The organism is Moorena sp. SIO4G3, from assembly GCF_010692305.1.
GTDB lineage: Bacteria > Cyanobacteriota > Cyanobacteriia > Cyanobacteriales > Coleofasciculaceae > Moorena > Moorena producens_A.
Window position 1 is genome coordinate 19,796 of record NZ_JAAHIG010000054.1, and the last position, 15,887, is coordinate 35,682.

Sequence of the window (15,887 nt, forward strand, 5' to 3'; positions counted from 1 at the left end):
TAATCAGTTGACGAATCAGTTATAGTTTTGGTATTAAATGACTTGCTATTATAAAATTATATGCCCTTTGACCCGATAGGATAAATAGTTCCTTTCCAGCCAAGCCAACGGGAGTAGATTTGTCCTTCACGATTATGGGCTATGATATCAACAATGACATTTTTATTGACTTTAGATTTTAGTTCCGTAGATACATAAAAGGTTTCTCCCGGTGGAATCATGGCAAATTGTTCAAATTTTTCTGATTGGGCAGGTAACAATTCCTCTTGATGAAAATAATAAATCAAAATTCCAGTAGGGTGTGTCTTAAGATCAGCGATGTAGGGATTGAAATTTTGAATGGTAAACTGCCCTTGTTGTCGGTCACTAATAGATGACCAAGCACAGGCTGCCGTAATTTTTTTAGGAGTCAGATTCAAGACCCGTTTCACCCCCCAAAAGGAAGGGCCATGAAATAAGGAAGATTCTTCACTTTGATATAATGATGATGGAATCTGTTCAGTAATTTTATAATCTTCCTCAACGTTAGCGTTCTCATAAGTGGGAGCACTAGGAATTTCTCTGACTAGCTTAATCTGAACCCGATAATGCTCATGATAAGGAATTTTACTTTCTTCTTTTTTCGTCCGAATTTTTGCTTCAAATTCTATTGAACCGTCATTGGTCTTAGCAATTTCTTTCAAATCCAGAATATATTCCCTTGCCAGAGTATGATTGAAAATAATCCCTTTAAAGAACTTGAAATTTGTGTAACTGAAGAATTTGTAACCGGGATAGAGTTGTTCACAGGCATTAATAATCCATCCTACGGCACAAGTAGCTGGCAATACTGGATAACCGCCAATGACGTGATCGTGTAAAAAGGGATTAGCGTCCAGTGTCAACTTGCGGCGAATACGATAGGTTCGTAACTCAGGGTTTAACTCCCCTAACACCGGTTCCAGTGGAGTGCCAATCACCACTTGCGCCGTGTCCTGATTGGCACTATCGAGTTCTTTAACTAGCATGTTTGTCCCCACTGGGATCGGAATAATTTCAATGTTGCGCTTAGCAAACGCCTTCTTTAGTTCCGAAGTCACCATACCACTGTCCCAAGGTCCCCAATTGATGGCAACCACATGGCAGGAGGGATGGTGTTGCTTGACCAGATGAGCTGATTTGTTGAGAATTTCATTTGCGATCGCATAGTCCGACTGACCGATATTTCCGTAAAAACCAGCTACAGACGAAAATAGAACTAAATAATCCAGTTGACCTGGGCTGACGCAACTCAGCAGATTTTCCAAACCCTTTACTTTGGTAGCATAAACGGTCTCAAAATCTTGTTCCGATTTCTTTTCAATTAATTTATCCGCTAAAACCCCTGCTCCGTGGATAATACCGGTAATTGAACCCATGCGCTCAACCACAGTGGCCAGCTTTTGCTGTAAGGCTAGAGCATCCGTTACATCAACATCAATATAGTCTGCCTGACCGCCTGCCTGTTCAATTGCCAAGAGAGTTTTGTGAATTTCTCGACTCGAAGCAATTCTCTTAAATACCCCTTTTACTTCCATGGGGGTAGGCTTCTTTCCTTGGGCAAGGATATTTTCCATAATCCGTTTTTTCAATTCAGATTCATTAAAACAATCCTTTGCCCAATCTGGTTCATGGTTCATGATTGATGAACGACCCAGTAGGATAAATTTGCATGGTTGGTGCTGTGCCATCCGAATCACGCACTCAGCGGTAATGCCTTTTGCTCCGCCACTGACAAGAAACACTGATGATTGACTGATTTGAGCTGTTTGGATCATAAAGTTTTCCAATAATTAGATAATTTTGATAAATAGTTATTCTTATTTAACTTTTATTTTTAGGGGTGTATAGCTAGCATTTGTGGCACTACGTTAGGGGTCAAGCTACCTTGGGCAAGCAAGCATCAATAAGAGACGACATGACATGGTTTGCAAATATTTCCATCGAATCATGACTGATCGATGGGTCAGAAAACATGAAGTTTAATATCATTTTTTCGTCAAAGGTTGAAACAGCAACCGATAAACTTCCCCCAAAAGAAGCGTTGGCTGAACCAAAGCTGATTTCTTCTAGTTCAAAGGCTCCGTAATGTTTAGGAATGTTGACTTTACCAATATTGGTTACAGATACCGTTGCCGACCCTTGATTAGGGTGCTTTAAAAACCTTTTTAGAAAAATTTTAGTGATAATAATAACTCTAAATATATTTGCTCCATTCAAACGATATTCGAGCTGTTTTTTAACATTCCGAGCTAAATCCCAGAATGATAGATTGCTCTGTAAGGTGTGAAATGAGGTAACACATGAAACTAGGCTCCCCATGACCTCATCACTGACCACTGGTTCCAAGCGTCTGCGCAAATCAACATAGGATAGGCAACTTACACACAACCTTTTTTTCTTATTTACTGTGATGCTTTTCGCGGCAGTCAACAGCATCGCCCCACACAGGGCACCGTGTACTGTTGTCTTTTCCTTTTTGCAACGATTGATCAACTCTTGGGTTAACCCTTTGTCTAAGGATTTTTGCACCATACCACAACGGCGTAGATTAATGGGTACGCACTTCTCAAACCCGAGCGTTTTTGGTCGATGCCAAAGCTGATGAAAAATTATTCGTAATAATATAAATGATCTATGCCAAATCCCTTGGAATCCCCTCGTTGATATCGGAATTAACCTATCTATGGGTGGGAGTATGGTCAAGGGAAGCACTGAAGTTATTGGTTCGCCACAGTGAATTTTCTGACAGTAGGTCAAAATTGCTGAGTGCAGTTGGACACAAGATAAGCCGTCTGATATAGCGTGGTGGCTTGATGTAATCAGATAGCTCGCACTATTTTCACTCTCAGCAGGAACTAGCACTGCCCGCATCAAACCTTTATCACTCTCAATTCCCTGATTCAGCTCTTCGAGAACAACCTCTTGCCAGTGTTCGTTGTAGAGATTGTCAACCACACGCAAAGGAATCTTGGACACCCCTCCAGTTTGAAACCAGAGATTATCTAACGAGCCAACAATACGACAGTTAAGACAAGGGTAACGGTATTGAATCAGGTCAAGAGCTTGTCTAAGAATTTCTTCACTCAGAGGTCCTTTGACGCGACTCATCGTTACTACATAACTCGATTTAGCAAGGCGATTTAAGATTTCCGTCCCTTCCTCGACAGGAACTAGCTTTCTGTCTAGGGTTTCTCCTGGGGAGATTTGCGACATTGTTGACATTTTCAACGTTTTGGTTGATTTTTATACTTTGGTAAGGTGCACCCTAATTTTTGCCACTAGTCACACTGAGCACTCAGCACTCAAGCACTATATTTAGATGGATGGCTCAGTGCTGAGGGTTACTCGCCCGAGTGAACTATATCCAACTTCAGTAATATAATGGTTGGGGTCGTGAAGTTCAGCCATGATGTACTGAGCCGAGCCCTCAGCACTCAGCTCAGGACTCAGGTCAATGCCCCGGCAAAATACCGATTCCCATTCAAGGTTTAGGGTTTTAGTCAATCCAAATAGACCCGCACCAATTGCACCAAAGTTCACGTTTTGTGCTAAACCAAACGCTCCATCAAGACGAGCAACAGTCATGAAACAACTGCGTCCTTGACGCGCCGCTTGATTCAGTGATGGTTTGAGATGTTTGGCAATCAAAAAGACCTGCTTAACAAGAGCTTTTTCTAGGTCAAGAAAGCGAATGCCATGATTGGGCCCGGTCCCAATGGCAGGATTGAGATGAATAAATGCAGCAACCGAACCATAGTTAGCAGTAATTGCTGCCAATTGTTGTTTCAAATGCTCCTCACTCAAATCGTTCAACACAATACGACTAACTCCTTTCGGTAAAGGTGGTTGTTCTGCAATCAGGGATTGGGGAAAACTTAAGACCACCACTTTCCAGTCACGGTCTGTTAGGGATTGAGCCAGTTTGGATGTAGTTAGTGAACCATCATCGGTTAACAAAACAATATGCTTGTCAGGTAACGCGAAATCCAAACTATCTGGCTCAGGTAGAGTTTTAAGTTTTACCAAACAGCGTGGAATATTATGATCTAGGTCAAGTTGCTCACTAGAAGGCTGCTGCTGGAACTTTTTTTTTTCAGTCGTCCCTGTCTGCTGTTGAAGATACTCAACAATTTGACCAAGAGTGCGAAGTTCTCCGAGTTGCTCTGGATTGGCTTGAGGCATATTAGGATACATTTCCTGTAGAGCGCTTAGGATTTCCACCCGTTTGATCGAGTCAATCCCTAAATCCGCTTCCATGTCCATATCCAGCTCTAACATTTCTGCTGGATAGCCAGTTTTTTCGCTAACCACATCTAGCAGAGTTTGACCGATGGCCTTAACATCTATAGCTGGTAGTGGTGTTGGAGTTTCTAGGTCTAGATTTTCACCAACTGCTTTAACCTCATTGCTTTCCACTGGCTCAGATTGGATTGTTTGGATCTGAGCTGAGCTATTGGTTGTTGTTTGAGATTGGACGGGGAGAACTTTTGAAGCATTAGACTGTAAGTACTCCACGATTTGACCAAGGGTACGCAGTTCTCCAAGTTGCTCTGGATTGGCTTCAGGCAAATCAGAATTCAGCTCCTGCAAAGCACCTAGAATTTCCACCCGTTTGATCGAGTCAATCCCTAAATCTGCTTCCATGTCCATATCCAGCTCTAACATTTCCGCTGGATACCCGGTTTTCTCGCTAACCACATCTAGCAGAGTTTGACTGATGGCCTCAACATCTATAGCTGTTAATGGTGTTGAAGTTTTTAGGGCTGGATTTTCTACAACTGGTTTAACATCATTACTCTCTACTGAGTTAGATTCGATTGTTTGTATCTCAGCTGAGCTGTTGGTTGTTGTTTCAGGTTCGACAGGGAGAACCTTTGAGCTGTTGGTTGTTGTTTCAGGTTCGACAGGGAGAACCTTGGAACCATGGGACTGTAAGTACTCCACGATTTGACCGAGGGTACGCAGTTCTCCAAGTTCCTCTGGATTGGCTTGAGGCAAATCAGGATACATCTCTTGCAAAGCACCCAAGATTTCCACCCGTTTGATGGAGTCAATGCCTAAATCTGCTTCTATATCCATATCCAGCTCTAACATGTCCGCTGGATAGCCGGTTTTCTCGCTAACCACATCAAGCAGAGTTTGACGAATGGCATTAATATCCGTGGCTGCTGATGGTGAAGATGGTACTTTTGGTGTTGGCTCAACCTTGACTTGAGGTACTAAACTGTTCTCAACGGTTGTTGAGACATTGTTTAAAGGTGTCTCTGGTTCCTTGACCTCGTTAGGCGGAGTTAAATTTATAGATGCATGTGAGCTACTTGAGCGATCAGAAAGATTCTGTTTAACTGTTTTTTCTGGCTTTACAACCTCCCCATTGTCAGAGGTTTGGCTATCTTGCTGGTCTACTAACTTATTTTTAGGTTGTGTGGTTAACTCCTGATTCCCCACCAATTGATTCGCTAAACCAGCTTTTAGCCCTGGTTGATCAACAACCTCACCTTTGAGAACCTCTTGATACTGCTGTTTTACCAGTTGGAAAAAGTTCTTGGTATACTCTAGCTGATGGTTTAAATATTGCTCATGAACGTTGAGAGTCTGACCTTGATGCTGGTGAAACTGCATCATAGTGCGCTCTAAGCTCTGTAGCACAACTTGCTTCGTTTGCGCTTGTTGATCAGTTCCGTTGCTGTTGCCAAACAAGGAATGCTGCTGCTGCATCAGTTGGAAAAAGGTTTTGGCATATTCCAGCTGATTGTTCAGATATTGTCCGTGAACCTGTAACGTTTCACCTTGATGTTGACTAAACAACTTCAAGCTATACTCTAAGCTCTCTAAAATACGTTGGGAATTTACAGATAGAGTTGGTGTTGAGAGCATGTTCGATTCAAGAGCGGGTTGAGTAAGAGCTAGTGCTGGTTTGGCATCAGACTTGTGATTGGTGCTACTTCCAGAGGAGGTAATAAGATGCCCATTTGGCTTTTGAGTAGGTTGAGTGGGAATTGATGTGGGTTTGGTCTGAGAAGTCTCCATGGGACGTAACCGAGATGTGGGCTGGATGAATGGCGAGAGTGCAATCCTGTTTCCTGGGTTCTGGGCGATCGCCCCTTTGCCATTGCTCTGGCTAGACCCATTTCCATTACTCAAGGATTGTTTCGATTCAGTGACAAGCTTAGTTGAAGAACTCCCCTGATAATTGGGCTTTGCGGTGTGACCATTGCTCTGGCTAGACCCATTTCCATTACTCAAGGATTGTTTCGATTCAGTGACAAGCTTAGTTGAAGAACTCCCCTGATAATTGGGCTTTGCGGTGTGACCATTGCTCTGGCTAGACTGATTGCCATTGGTGAGCATTTTTGTCTGTTGAGTTTCCTCTGTAGACCCATGACTTGCCCGATTATCCTGACCAAGAGATGTCACTTGATGTCCATCCTGCAAAGCCTGTTCAAAAGCCTTTTTCGTCTTTTCTGACACATAATTAGAGCAATTTAACCGGAAATTCAGGGGTTTTTTATTGTCAGTCTTGGGTGCTGGAGGCTCAATTTGGTAGGGGTCGAGGTTTTTCAAGGGCAAACCAGCAACGCGCAACTGGATAACCGCTTGACGCAATTGGCGATCGCTATCCTGTTGACGACTAGCATTTAAGGCTACGGCGACATGGGGTTTATCACCAAGAATATCCTTTATCAAGTTGGTCAGGATGCTCCGAGGTCCAAACTCAACAAAGCAATACCCCCCTGCATTGTAGATAGTTTCGATTTCCTGCTTGAACAGTACTGACTTGCTTGAATGTACTCCCAAAATGTTTTTAATGTCTTGGGGTTCAGTGGGATAACGCTCTCCAGTCACATTGGTATAAACAGGAATTTTTGCTTTTTTGAACGTAACTGCTTGACTCGCTTGAGCAAAAGCTTTTTGGGCATGTCCAATCAGAGGAGTATGGAAGGCAGCTGAAACTGGCAGCGAAATAGCAGAATACCCTTTTTCAGTCAACACTTCCTGTACCTTCGCAATTTCTGCTGTTGAACCGGCTAAGACCACTTGGCGATTGGAATTGAAATTGGCAATGGTAACTTGAGGAAAACTATCAATAACCGCTTTGACTCGATTAACTTCTTCGTTGACCGCCAGCATTGCTCCCGGATCAAAATTTGGATCATCTGGGGTTGCCATGGCCTGACCTCTAGCTTTAACTAGGAAAAAGTAATCCTCATCACTCAAAACTTCAGCAGCCCAGAGAGCAGTGAGTTCTCCAAAGCTGTGTCCAGCAATAAAATCAGGCTTAAATCCTGCCTGTTGCAGAATCTTATAAAGACCAACACTGAAAGCTCCGATGGCTGGCTGAGCATAATCTGTAGGTTGCAGTGCTTCAGCCTGGATATGCCGTTGAGCTGTATCAAACACAGGCGCAGGAAAAACCGTTTCTGAAACGGGCTTCAAACTATCCTTGAGGAACAGACTATCGATATAACCATAGGTCTGGCGCAAACAAGGGAAATTCATCACCAGTTCCCGCCCCATTTCTAGATACTGGGAACCTTGGCCTGAAAATAGGGCAACGACTTTTCCTTCCAGCTTCATGCCACTGTCACGATAGTAGATCCCTTGGGGATGATTCCACGATTGTGCTTGTGGTCTGTTTTTCAGGCAGTTAATAGTGGTTTGTAAGCATCTGCAAGCTTGTATTAGAGAATCCGCCACAAACCCGACTCTGGCTTCAGTGACCGGAATTTCTTGGGCTTTACAGCTATCAATCACTTCTTGGTAGTGCTGCTCTCCAGTATTAAATTGCAACTTTTGTAAGGTATCTTCACAACGAGCTAACAATTGGTCTGGTGTTGGCGCAGACAGGAGAATGGACTCGGAAGTGTGGTGTAAACGATAGGCATGATTGTGTTCCTGTTCATATTCTTCCAGAACAACATGGTAATTCGTGCCACCAAAGCCAAAGGAACTCACACCAGCACGCCTTGGCCCATCTCCTTCAGCCCGAATCCAGGGTCGGCTTTCAGTATTCAAATAAAATGGTGAATTATCAATATCCAGTGTTGGGTTGGGGTTGGTGATGTTGATAGTAGGTGGCAAGATTTTGTGGTGTAGAGCCAAAGCAGTTTTGATTAGACTAGCTGCACCAGCCGCAGCTTTGGTATGCCCAATCTGGGATTTAACAGTACCGAGAGCAACATACTGTTTTTTGGGGTTGTTTTCACTAAAAACGTCCTTTAGAGCCTTGAATTCACTGGGATCCCCAGCTCTAGTCCCCGTGCCGTGTGCTTCAATCAGGCTGACACTGGTAGGAGAGAAACCTGCATCTTCGTAAGCCCGCTTCAACGCTTTCGCTTGTCCTTCTGGGCGAGGAGCGTAAATGCTTTTATATCGACCATCACTGGAGGTGCCAATGCCTTTGATCACAGCATAGATTGTGTCATTATCTCGCTTAGCGTCCTCCAGACGTTTGAGTACCAGCATCCCGATGCCTTCACCCAGCATCATTCCATCCGACTCAGCATCGAAGGGCTTAATGGTCTGGCTTGGCGAGATGGCAGGGGTTTTGCTGAAACAAATATAAGCAAACAAGGAGTTATCCGTGTCAACTCCTCCAGTGAGCATCATGTCAGCGCGATGCTCACTCAGCTCACTCATTGCCATTTTTAAAGCACCTAATGAGCTGGCACAGGCGGCATCAACTACACAGTTTGTTCCCCCCAAATCTAGACGGTTGGCAATGCGTCCAGCAATAACATTAGCTAGCATCCCGGGAAAGGCATTTTCGTTCCACTGCACATAGGCTAGCTTGATTTTTTCTACAATTTTTTTAGTATCCTGATCGGATAACCCACTACTTTTTAGGACTTTCTCCCAAATCGGATACTGCAATCTCACTGAAAGTGGTGTACCTAGTTGTTTTCCCAGTGCCGACCCTAGGATCACCCCAGTACGCTCTCGATTAAACTCCCGGGATTTGCCATAGCCCGCATCTTCCATCGCCTCCTTTGCCACTACTAGACTTAACAACTGGGAAACATCTGTTACTTCGAGGATATTCGGAGGGAGCCCAAACTCCATGGGGTTAAAATCGATATGTGGGATAAATCCGCCTCTTTTGCAGTAGGTTTTGTCCGGTGCCCTGGGGTCTGGATCGTAGTAGTCGTCTACATTCCAGTGGGAGGCAGGAACATCACTAATGCAGTCGATTTTTTCAAGAATATTCGTCCAGTATTCCTGCAAATTTCTGGCTTTCGGTAAAAGCGATGCCATGCCAACAATGGCGATAGGAGTTTGTGGCAGTTTTTGGTTAATATTGCTTGATTCTGTTAATTTATCCGACATCGTGTCTTTCCCTTGGATACGTTGGATCAGATTCTTTTCAAGGCTATCCAAGTCGTCTTGGAGCTGGGCAAATGCCATGTCAAGTTTAGAATTAGACATAGACTGATTCTTAACCACGGTAAACTAGTTAACTTAATTTAGATAACTTTTAATTTTATTAGTATAAAACTATTTTTATAAACTGATTATGTAAGTTTTTGAATTTATTTTTACGAATTTATTTTTTTCAGCAAGTTTTGCAAATACTCAAATCGTAAATTATTTTAGATAATTTATTTTTTTCGCTGAATGACATAATTACAAATTACTTTTATCAGATAAAAACAACTATTATTTTCAAGCATTACTGCTATTTCAGCTATTGTAAATAGTATCGATTTGCCTAGGGGATGAGTTGGATAATCTTTTCACAAATTTCATGTGCTGAATGTTTATTGTTGACTGTTTGTAAAGAGACATAAAAAACTCCCAAGAGAGGGACGTGGGGGCAGAGAGGGAAGTAGGGGAGGAGCAGGCTTGATTGTGTTTTAACCCTCACCACTATTGGCGCTTATTCATAGGTTTATTTCGCATAAATTAGCCCCTGAATTTTCAGCAAACTACTCTATCTGCTTCAGTTATGATTAACAGGTTTTAATTACGGCTTAATTTCACCCTATATCCCACAACCGGTCACCCCACAACCAGTCCAGCTTTCAAGCTGCTTGTCATCCCCTGAGGTATTCAGCCATCAGCTAACGCCCTACGTGCTTACTGTACTTGCCAGCTATCAGCTATTGATGATTCCTGCAACAGAACCGAGTAAGGAGCAACCCATCACGAAGCGCGTCGCTCACGAAAACAAGCTTATGGGGGAACTCTCTTTATTGATCAGACGTTGGATTAGATTAGCTGTTTGTACAGCATGCCCGTAGCGGGTTAGCTCAGGAGTTGATAGGTGAATGCTTACCCTAAAATAGCAAACTTTTTTCTCCAGACCAAGTCTATCTATCTAGACCGATAGCAGCAATATAGTTGGTGTAAATGACAACATTGACCACATTGATGGTATAAAAATTATCTGAATTTAACCTAGCCAATCTCTAGGGCTTGACACCTTGAACCAGATAAAAATTAAATAAATAAAATAAGTTTTATTAAACGAGTAGCACAGGACTCTCGCCTGTCACCGTTTTGTTCTGTTGAGCTATAGCGTTTCTAGGACTCATGAGGTACACATTATTTTTTCCCTCTTCCCTCTTCCCTTCCCCTCCTGGGAGGGGTTAGGGGTGGGTTCCTCTTCCCTGCTCCCTGCTCCCTGCTCCCTGCTCCCGTCTTGATGCAGTCGCTCATGGGGGAAACCACGCCAGTTGCTCATGGGGGGAACCCCCAAGACCGCACTGGCTCCCCAAGACCGCGCTGCATCGCTGCTCCCTAAAAAACAGAAATTTGTACCTCACAAGTCGTAGAATTGCTATAAACTATGGTTAGCATCATCAAATTAGTTTGAATGAGCCATGTAGTTTTACAAATAAATCTAGAGTTACAGGTTGAATGATAACTTAAATACAATAATCATACCATTTTACAAATATCAGATATCTATTTGATGAATTTTGTATAAATTCTTGATTAAGATAATGGCGATAGCGTTAGGTAGAGCTTTGAATCGTCAACCACTAGGACTCTGTAAATTTGGTTTTGAGGGTTATGGCAAGGTGTTTGTTGTTTGTTGTTTGGTTAATGCTTATGGTAGTTAATGTAAGCGTTTAAGCGTGCCTAATACTATCATGCATAATGCACCAAATGATGCACCTTTGAGTTTCGTTATCACTTATCTTCCTGATTGATTATGCAAATCTTACTTTGTAATAAAATCAAGGAGTTTAGGAGTTTTGTAACTCAATCAGCTTATCTTCTGAGTTCCCTTAGAGCTATTAACCTGCATCACTTTTTAACCTACTGTATAACCGATTGGTGAGCCAGTTCAATAAACCAGGGAAATACCGTTTGAGAATATGCATTATTTTGGCGATCGGATCCGGAAATACGTGCAGTTTATTGTGAACAATCCCTTGAATTATTTCGCGCACTACATTGCTCGGATCGGTTGCCATGTCTTCTGGAAAGCGCTGGAAATTTTCAGCTAGGGTTCCGTACCCTTCCGATTGAAGAATTGGGGTACGACTGAAATAGGGATAAACAGCGGTAACTTGGAGGTTGTGAGCTTTTATTTCATTGAAAAGCCCCTCGCTGAACCCGCGTAAAGCGAATTTACTGGCTGCATAATGAGCTGACCCAGCCCATGCCACCCAGCCCGCCACGGACGAAATATTGACAATGTGCCCTTTTTGACGGGTAATCATGTCGGCGACAACTAAACTGCTTAACCACATTGGTGCCAGTAAGTTCACCTGCATGAGCCGCTCCCATTTCTCGACTGGAACTTCGTCCATGCGGCCAAAAAGCCCGATGCCAGCATTGTTGATCAAAATATCGACCGGGACATTGAGCGCTTTCACCTGACGGTAAAGGCTTTCACATCCCTCACGGGAAGAAAGATCAGCTCCTAGGCATGCGATCACATCCCCTGTACCCACTTCACGCCAAATCACCTCAGCCCGTTTACGGACAATGACTTCTTCGAGATCAGATAGAATTAATCGGCTGCCAGCCTTTAATAACTGTCGGGTTAACTCCTGTCCAAAACCACCCGCTGCACCGGTAATGAGTACAACTGCCTCTCGTAGATGAGTCATATTCCTGATTCGTAATTGATTTATACAGAACTTCTATTAAATCATTCAAAAACTGTGAATGAAATTCCGAAAAATCAAGATCAAGTAATGGTAAAAAATTGGTAAAGACCTAAAATTTACCCGCACAGGCCGATATCGTGCCTATAACGTTAAAAAGTACCTAAAAATAAAAAAGTCTCTTTTACTCAAGCTTATTAATAAATTTACTCCGTATTTGAATAGACGAAAAATATATATTTTATACAGAGTGATTTTCTCCAAATACAATTTTTTATTTTAATTTATCTAGAGTTAATCCCAGAGCCAATTCATTGACAGTTTCAGGTAATAATTAGTATGATTTATCATTCACTATGTTGTTTCAATAAAGATCTCCAAAATCTGTGGTTGGATAGGCTCGGGGTATGCAACAATTAGTTTAGAAGCTAGCGGCTGCTTAGGTAACTTGAGTTAATTATCTCAGGATAAATATTTGTCTTGGTTGTAACTAATGCCTTGACCACTACCTTACCGTTACCTCTAATAGGGATGACAGACTGTAGCCTCAATCACCCTATATGACTTCAGAAACGGTCATGGTTTTGACCAAAGCCGCCTGGGAGCATAATTTTTCTACCAAGTACAAGGAAGAATAGGGAGTTTTAATTTTGGTGAAAGCCTCCATTTTTGCTACCGCTAATATTTTATTAGCTACTTTGGGAATTTTGGGAGTTGAGGTCAAACCTGCTACATCTCAGTCCTTAAATTTGGCTGATCAGGAACAATCTGATATCAGGAATTTTTTGAGCAGCCTATCGTCAAATAATCCAACTATTTCCAATAATAATTCATTCTTGAACAGACTATTGCCTTTGCCCATAGTCAACAGCAGAACATCAGGTAGTAGTCAAAGCTCAGATAATATACTAGCGGAATTTATTACTGTCCTGAAAGTAGGCACCCCAGGTCCCGATCCTTTTGTAGGGGATTCAGGGACTAATATCATTTTCACTCGTACTGGCAATGATATTTTACTGGGTGTCGATCCTGGTGCTCCTATACCTGGTCAAGGAGAAATTGATATCTTAATTGGTGGTCCTGATACTACTAGTGACGGATCGAGCGCCAATGCCCCTACCAGAGACCGATTTTTGTTGGGGGATGAAAATAATCCCTACTACGCTGGCGGTACCGGATTCCGAGGGAAGAAGGACTATGCTTTAATTGGAGACTTCGATCCCAACCAAGATACTATTCGGCTTCACGGCGACTCAAGTAATTATACTCTGAAACCGATCGGACCGAAAAAAAATGGCACAGCCATATATCTGAATAATCCTAGACCTGATCTGATCGCCGTTTTGCCAGGAGCTTCTGGTCTGAGTGTAGATGGTGACTACTTTGAATACGATAATACTCCCCCATCCCAACAACCAGCTTTCGATAATGCTCAGCAGTTGGGAAGTGCCAGTGTTGATATCGCGTTTAACGTTGGTACTGATAGCGTTGGTAATGTATACGTTACAGGATGGACTCAAGGGGACTTGGGCCAATCCAATGCTGGATCTCAAGATGCCTACGTAGCTAAATACAATAGCCAGGGTCAACAACAGTGGGTTAAACAGTTGGGGACTTCTGGTGAGGACCGCTCTTTTGATATTAGCTTTGACAGCGCTGACAATGTTTACATTGCAGGCACCACCACGGGTAACTTAGGAGGGTCGGTCGTTGGAGGAGATGATGCCTATTTTATTAAGTTAGACAGTAATGGCAACACGCTGTTGAGTCAACAGTATGGAACTTCCCAATTCGACACTGCCTTTGCCATTGACGTTGATAATGACGGTAATATCTACACTGGGGGATATACTACAGGTGACTTAGGGGGAGTAAATGCTGGATCAGATCAGCCCATTCCCCTGTTTGATGATCCCTATGTGGCCAAGTTTGATAGCAATGGTAACCAGTTGTGGGCTAAACAGTTTGGTACTGTTGAGTTTGACGAACTTTACGGTGTCGCCGCCGACAACAATGGTAATGTCTTTGCTACAGGATTCACTACTGGTAAATTAGGCGAAGAGCATGCTGGCTTGTATGATGGCTGGTTGACGAAGTTTGATAGTAACGGTGAGCAGTTGTGGATTGAGCAGTTTGGTACTTCTAATTATGATTTTGCCTGGGATCTTGCTCTTGATAGCTCTGGTAATGTCTACAGCACAGGATTTACCTTGGGCTCTTTAGGGGGACCGAATGCTGGGTATTATGATGCCTTTTTGGTTAAATATGACACCGATGGCAACCAGCTATGGACTCAACAGATTGGGACTTCTGGTTCTGATAGCGCCTTTGCTATTGACATCGACAGTGACGGCTTTATTTATATTTCAGGAATCACTGATGGTGATTTAGGAGGAACCAATGCCGGACTCAATGATGTCTTTATTGCCAAGTTCGACAGTGACGGTAACCTGTTGATGACTGAGCAGTTTGGAACCCCCGAAGATGACTTTGCCTTATTTGGTATTGATGCCCAGCAGGCTGCTCAGGTTTACTTAGCCGGATTTACTGATGGGTCTTTGGGAGGAGCTAATGCCGGATCCTTTGATGCCTGGGTAGCTAGTTCCAGCCTTTCTGCTGGATCTGTGCCTTCAGCTCCTGAACCCACCACCATTTTGGGTTCCTTAGCCACACTGATTTTTGGTGCTGGGTTCAAGAAAAGACTTGGTAAGAAGTTCCACACCACTGTCTCCAAAAAAAGTACTTAACACGTTTAATCTAAAACCATTAAGCTAACACCAGCAAAACCTTATCATGTAAGTATTCAGCGTGTCGCGTATCAGCGTGTCGCGTATCAGCGATTTTGGGCAAGCTACTTGGGGTGCCAAAGGCCAACAACTGAACACTGACCACGGGTGCATCTCAATGCATGCAAAAATACGACCATTGAAAGCTAAAAAACTTCTACAGTTCCCTGAGTGATAGATTTACAACTTTGAGATGCACCCCTGACCACTGACGGCTGACCGCTGACGCCTGAATGCTTACCTTATGATTTCCTAACTTAGTGATCTACTGAGAGTAGCTAAAACCCAATAGCTAAAACCTGAGCGGTCTTGCTTGAGGGTGTCTTCTACCACTTGATCAGACTTAGTACTTAGGCTCGAAGCTTATTGATTTAGACTGGTAGTGGGCTATAGGATGTGGAGTGTAGTGAGCAAAATTGGAACATTGATTGTTGGGTTTACTGCTTAACTGCTAAGACTTTTCTTAAAGCGATGGAGCAAGGGAACAGGGGAGCCAGTGCGTTCAAAGGAGGCCACCCCACTCGCTATTGCATCAAGACAGTTACAAATTTTTTATATAAAAGTTTTAACTATTACGTTGAACAAAAATTATTCAAAAAAATAATTATCAACTTATCATTCACTTCAATTAATAGTCCTGGATATGCTGTTTTTTTAAAAATTAAAAAATATTCCCAAAATTCCCTTGCCATAACTTGGAGATCATGACAGAATATTTCAAGGTATAGAAATAGGTTACTTTTCAAATCAATCAAGTTTAATTTAGGGTAATCAGCGTTTTTTTTTAAATAGGTTCAGTGGTGTACGGGCAACATTCATAAATAATTTTATTTTTACCAACTTGCCAAACTTTGTAAACACTAGTGCCATCTAGTGATGGTCAAGATCCTATAGGGTTTATCGTACTTATGAGGTAAAGTCAATTTTATTCTCGCTACTCCCTACTCCCTTCCTCCCTTACTCAGGGTGGTTAGGGGGGATTCCTGCTCCTATTAACCCAGGACGAAAGTACCTCACA

The 15,887-nt window shown here is 42.7% G+C and carries 6 protein-coding genes; 2 read left to right on the plus strand and 4 right to left on the minus strand.

The genetic code is table 11. The features are described 5' to 3' along the window. Positions 1–56: 56 nt before the first annotated feature. The 3 genes from F6J99_RS12855 to F6J99_RS12865 form a co-directional block, all read right to left on the minus strand. The gene (locus tag F6J99_RS12855; RefSeq protein WP_293113255.1) at positions 57–1,796 is read right to left on the minus strand and encodes an SDR family NAD(P)-dependent oxidoreductase; all 1,740 of its coding nucleotides are present in this window, start codon (positions 1,794–1,796) and stop codon (positions 57–59) included. A 100-nt stretch (positions 1,797–1,896) separates the two neighbouring features. Continuing rightward, positions 1,897–3,234 carry an alcohol acetyltransferase gene (locus tag F6J99_RS12860; RefSeq protein ID WP_293113256.1) on the minus strand — a complete coding sequence of 446 codons (1,338 nt, stop codon included), beginning with the start codon at positions 3,232–3,234 and terminating at the stop codon, positions 1,897–1,899. Positions 3,235–3,336: 102 nt separating this feature from the next. After that, on the minus strand, positions 3,337–9,447 hold the full coding sequence (locus F6J99_RS12865) for a type I polyketide synthase (protein ID WP_293113257.1): 6,111 nt from the start codon (positions 9,445–9,447) through the stop codon (positions 3,337–3,339). Positions 9,448–10,529: 1,082 nt separating this feature from the next. On the opposite strand from F6J99_RS12865, the gene F6J99_RS12870 reads away from it, so the two are divergent. Then, positions 10,530–10,667: a hypothetical protein gene (locus F6J99_RS12870; RefSeq protein ID WP_293113258.1), complete on the plus strand. Its 138-nt coding sequence runs from the start codon at positions 10,530–10,532 to the stop codon at positions 10,665–10,667. A 597-nt stretch (positions 10,668–11,264) separates the two neighbouring features. Here the strand turns inward: F6J99_RS12870 and F6J99_RS12875 are convergent. Beyond that, the gene (locus F6J99_RS12875; protein ID WP_293051174.1) at positions 11,265–12,086 is read right to left on the minus strand and encodes an SDR family NAD(P)-dependent oxidoreductase; all 822 of its coding nucleotides are present in this window, start codon (positions 12,084–12,086) and stop codon (positions 11,265–11,267) included. A gap of 650 nt (positions 12,087–12,736) precedes the next feature. On the opposite strand from F6J99_RS12875, the gene F6J99_RS12880 reads away from it, so the two are divergent. After that, a complete protein-coding gene (locus F6J99_RS12880; RefSeq protein WP_293113260.1) occupies positions 12,737–14,830 on the plus strand; it encodes a PEP-CTERM sorting domain-containing protein in 2,094 nt (697 codons plus the stop codon). Positions 14,831–15,887: the final 1,057 nt, after the last annotated feature.

Coding starts and splice junctions, on each gene's coding strand:
- F6J99_RS12855 (WP_293113255.1), bottom strand. CDS start 1,796: ATGATCCAAACAGCTCAAATCAGTCAATCATCAGTGTTTCTTGTCAGT.
- F6J99_RS12860 (WP_293113256.1), bottom strand. CDS start 3,234: ATGTCGCAAATCTCCCCAGGAGAAACCCTAGACAGAAAGCTAGTTCCT.
- F6J99_RS12865 (WP_293113257.1), bottom strand. CDS start 9,447: ATGTCTAATTCTAAACTTGACATGGCATTTGCCCAGCTCCAAGACGAC.
- F6J99_RS12875 (WP_293051174.1), bottom strand. CDS start 12,086: ATGACTCATCTACGAGAGGCAGTTGTACTCATTACCGGTGCAGCGGGT.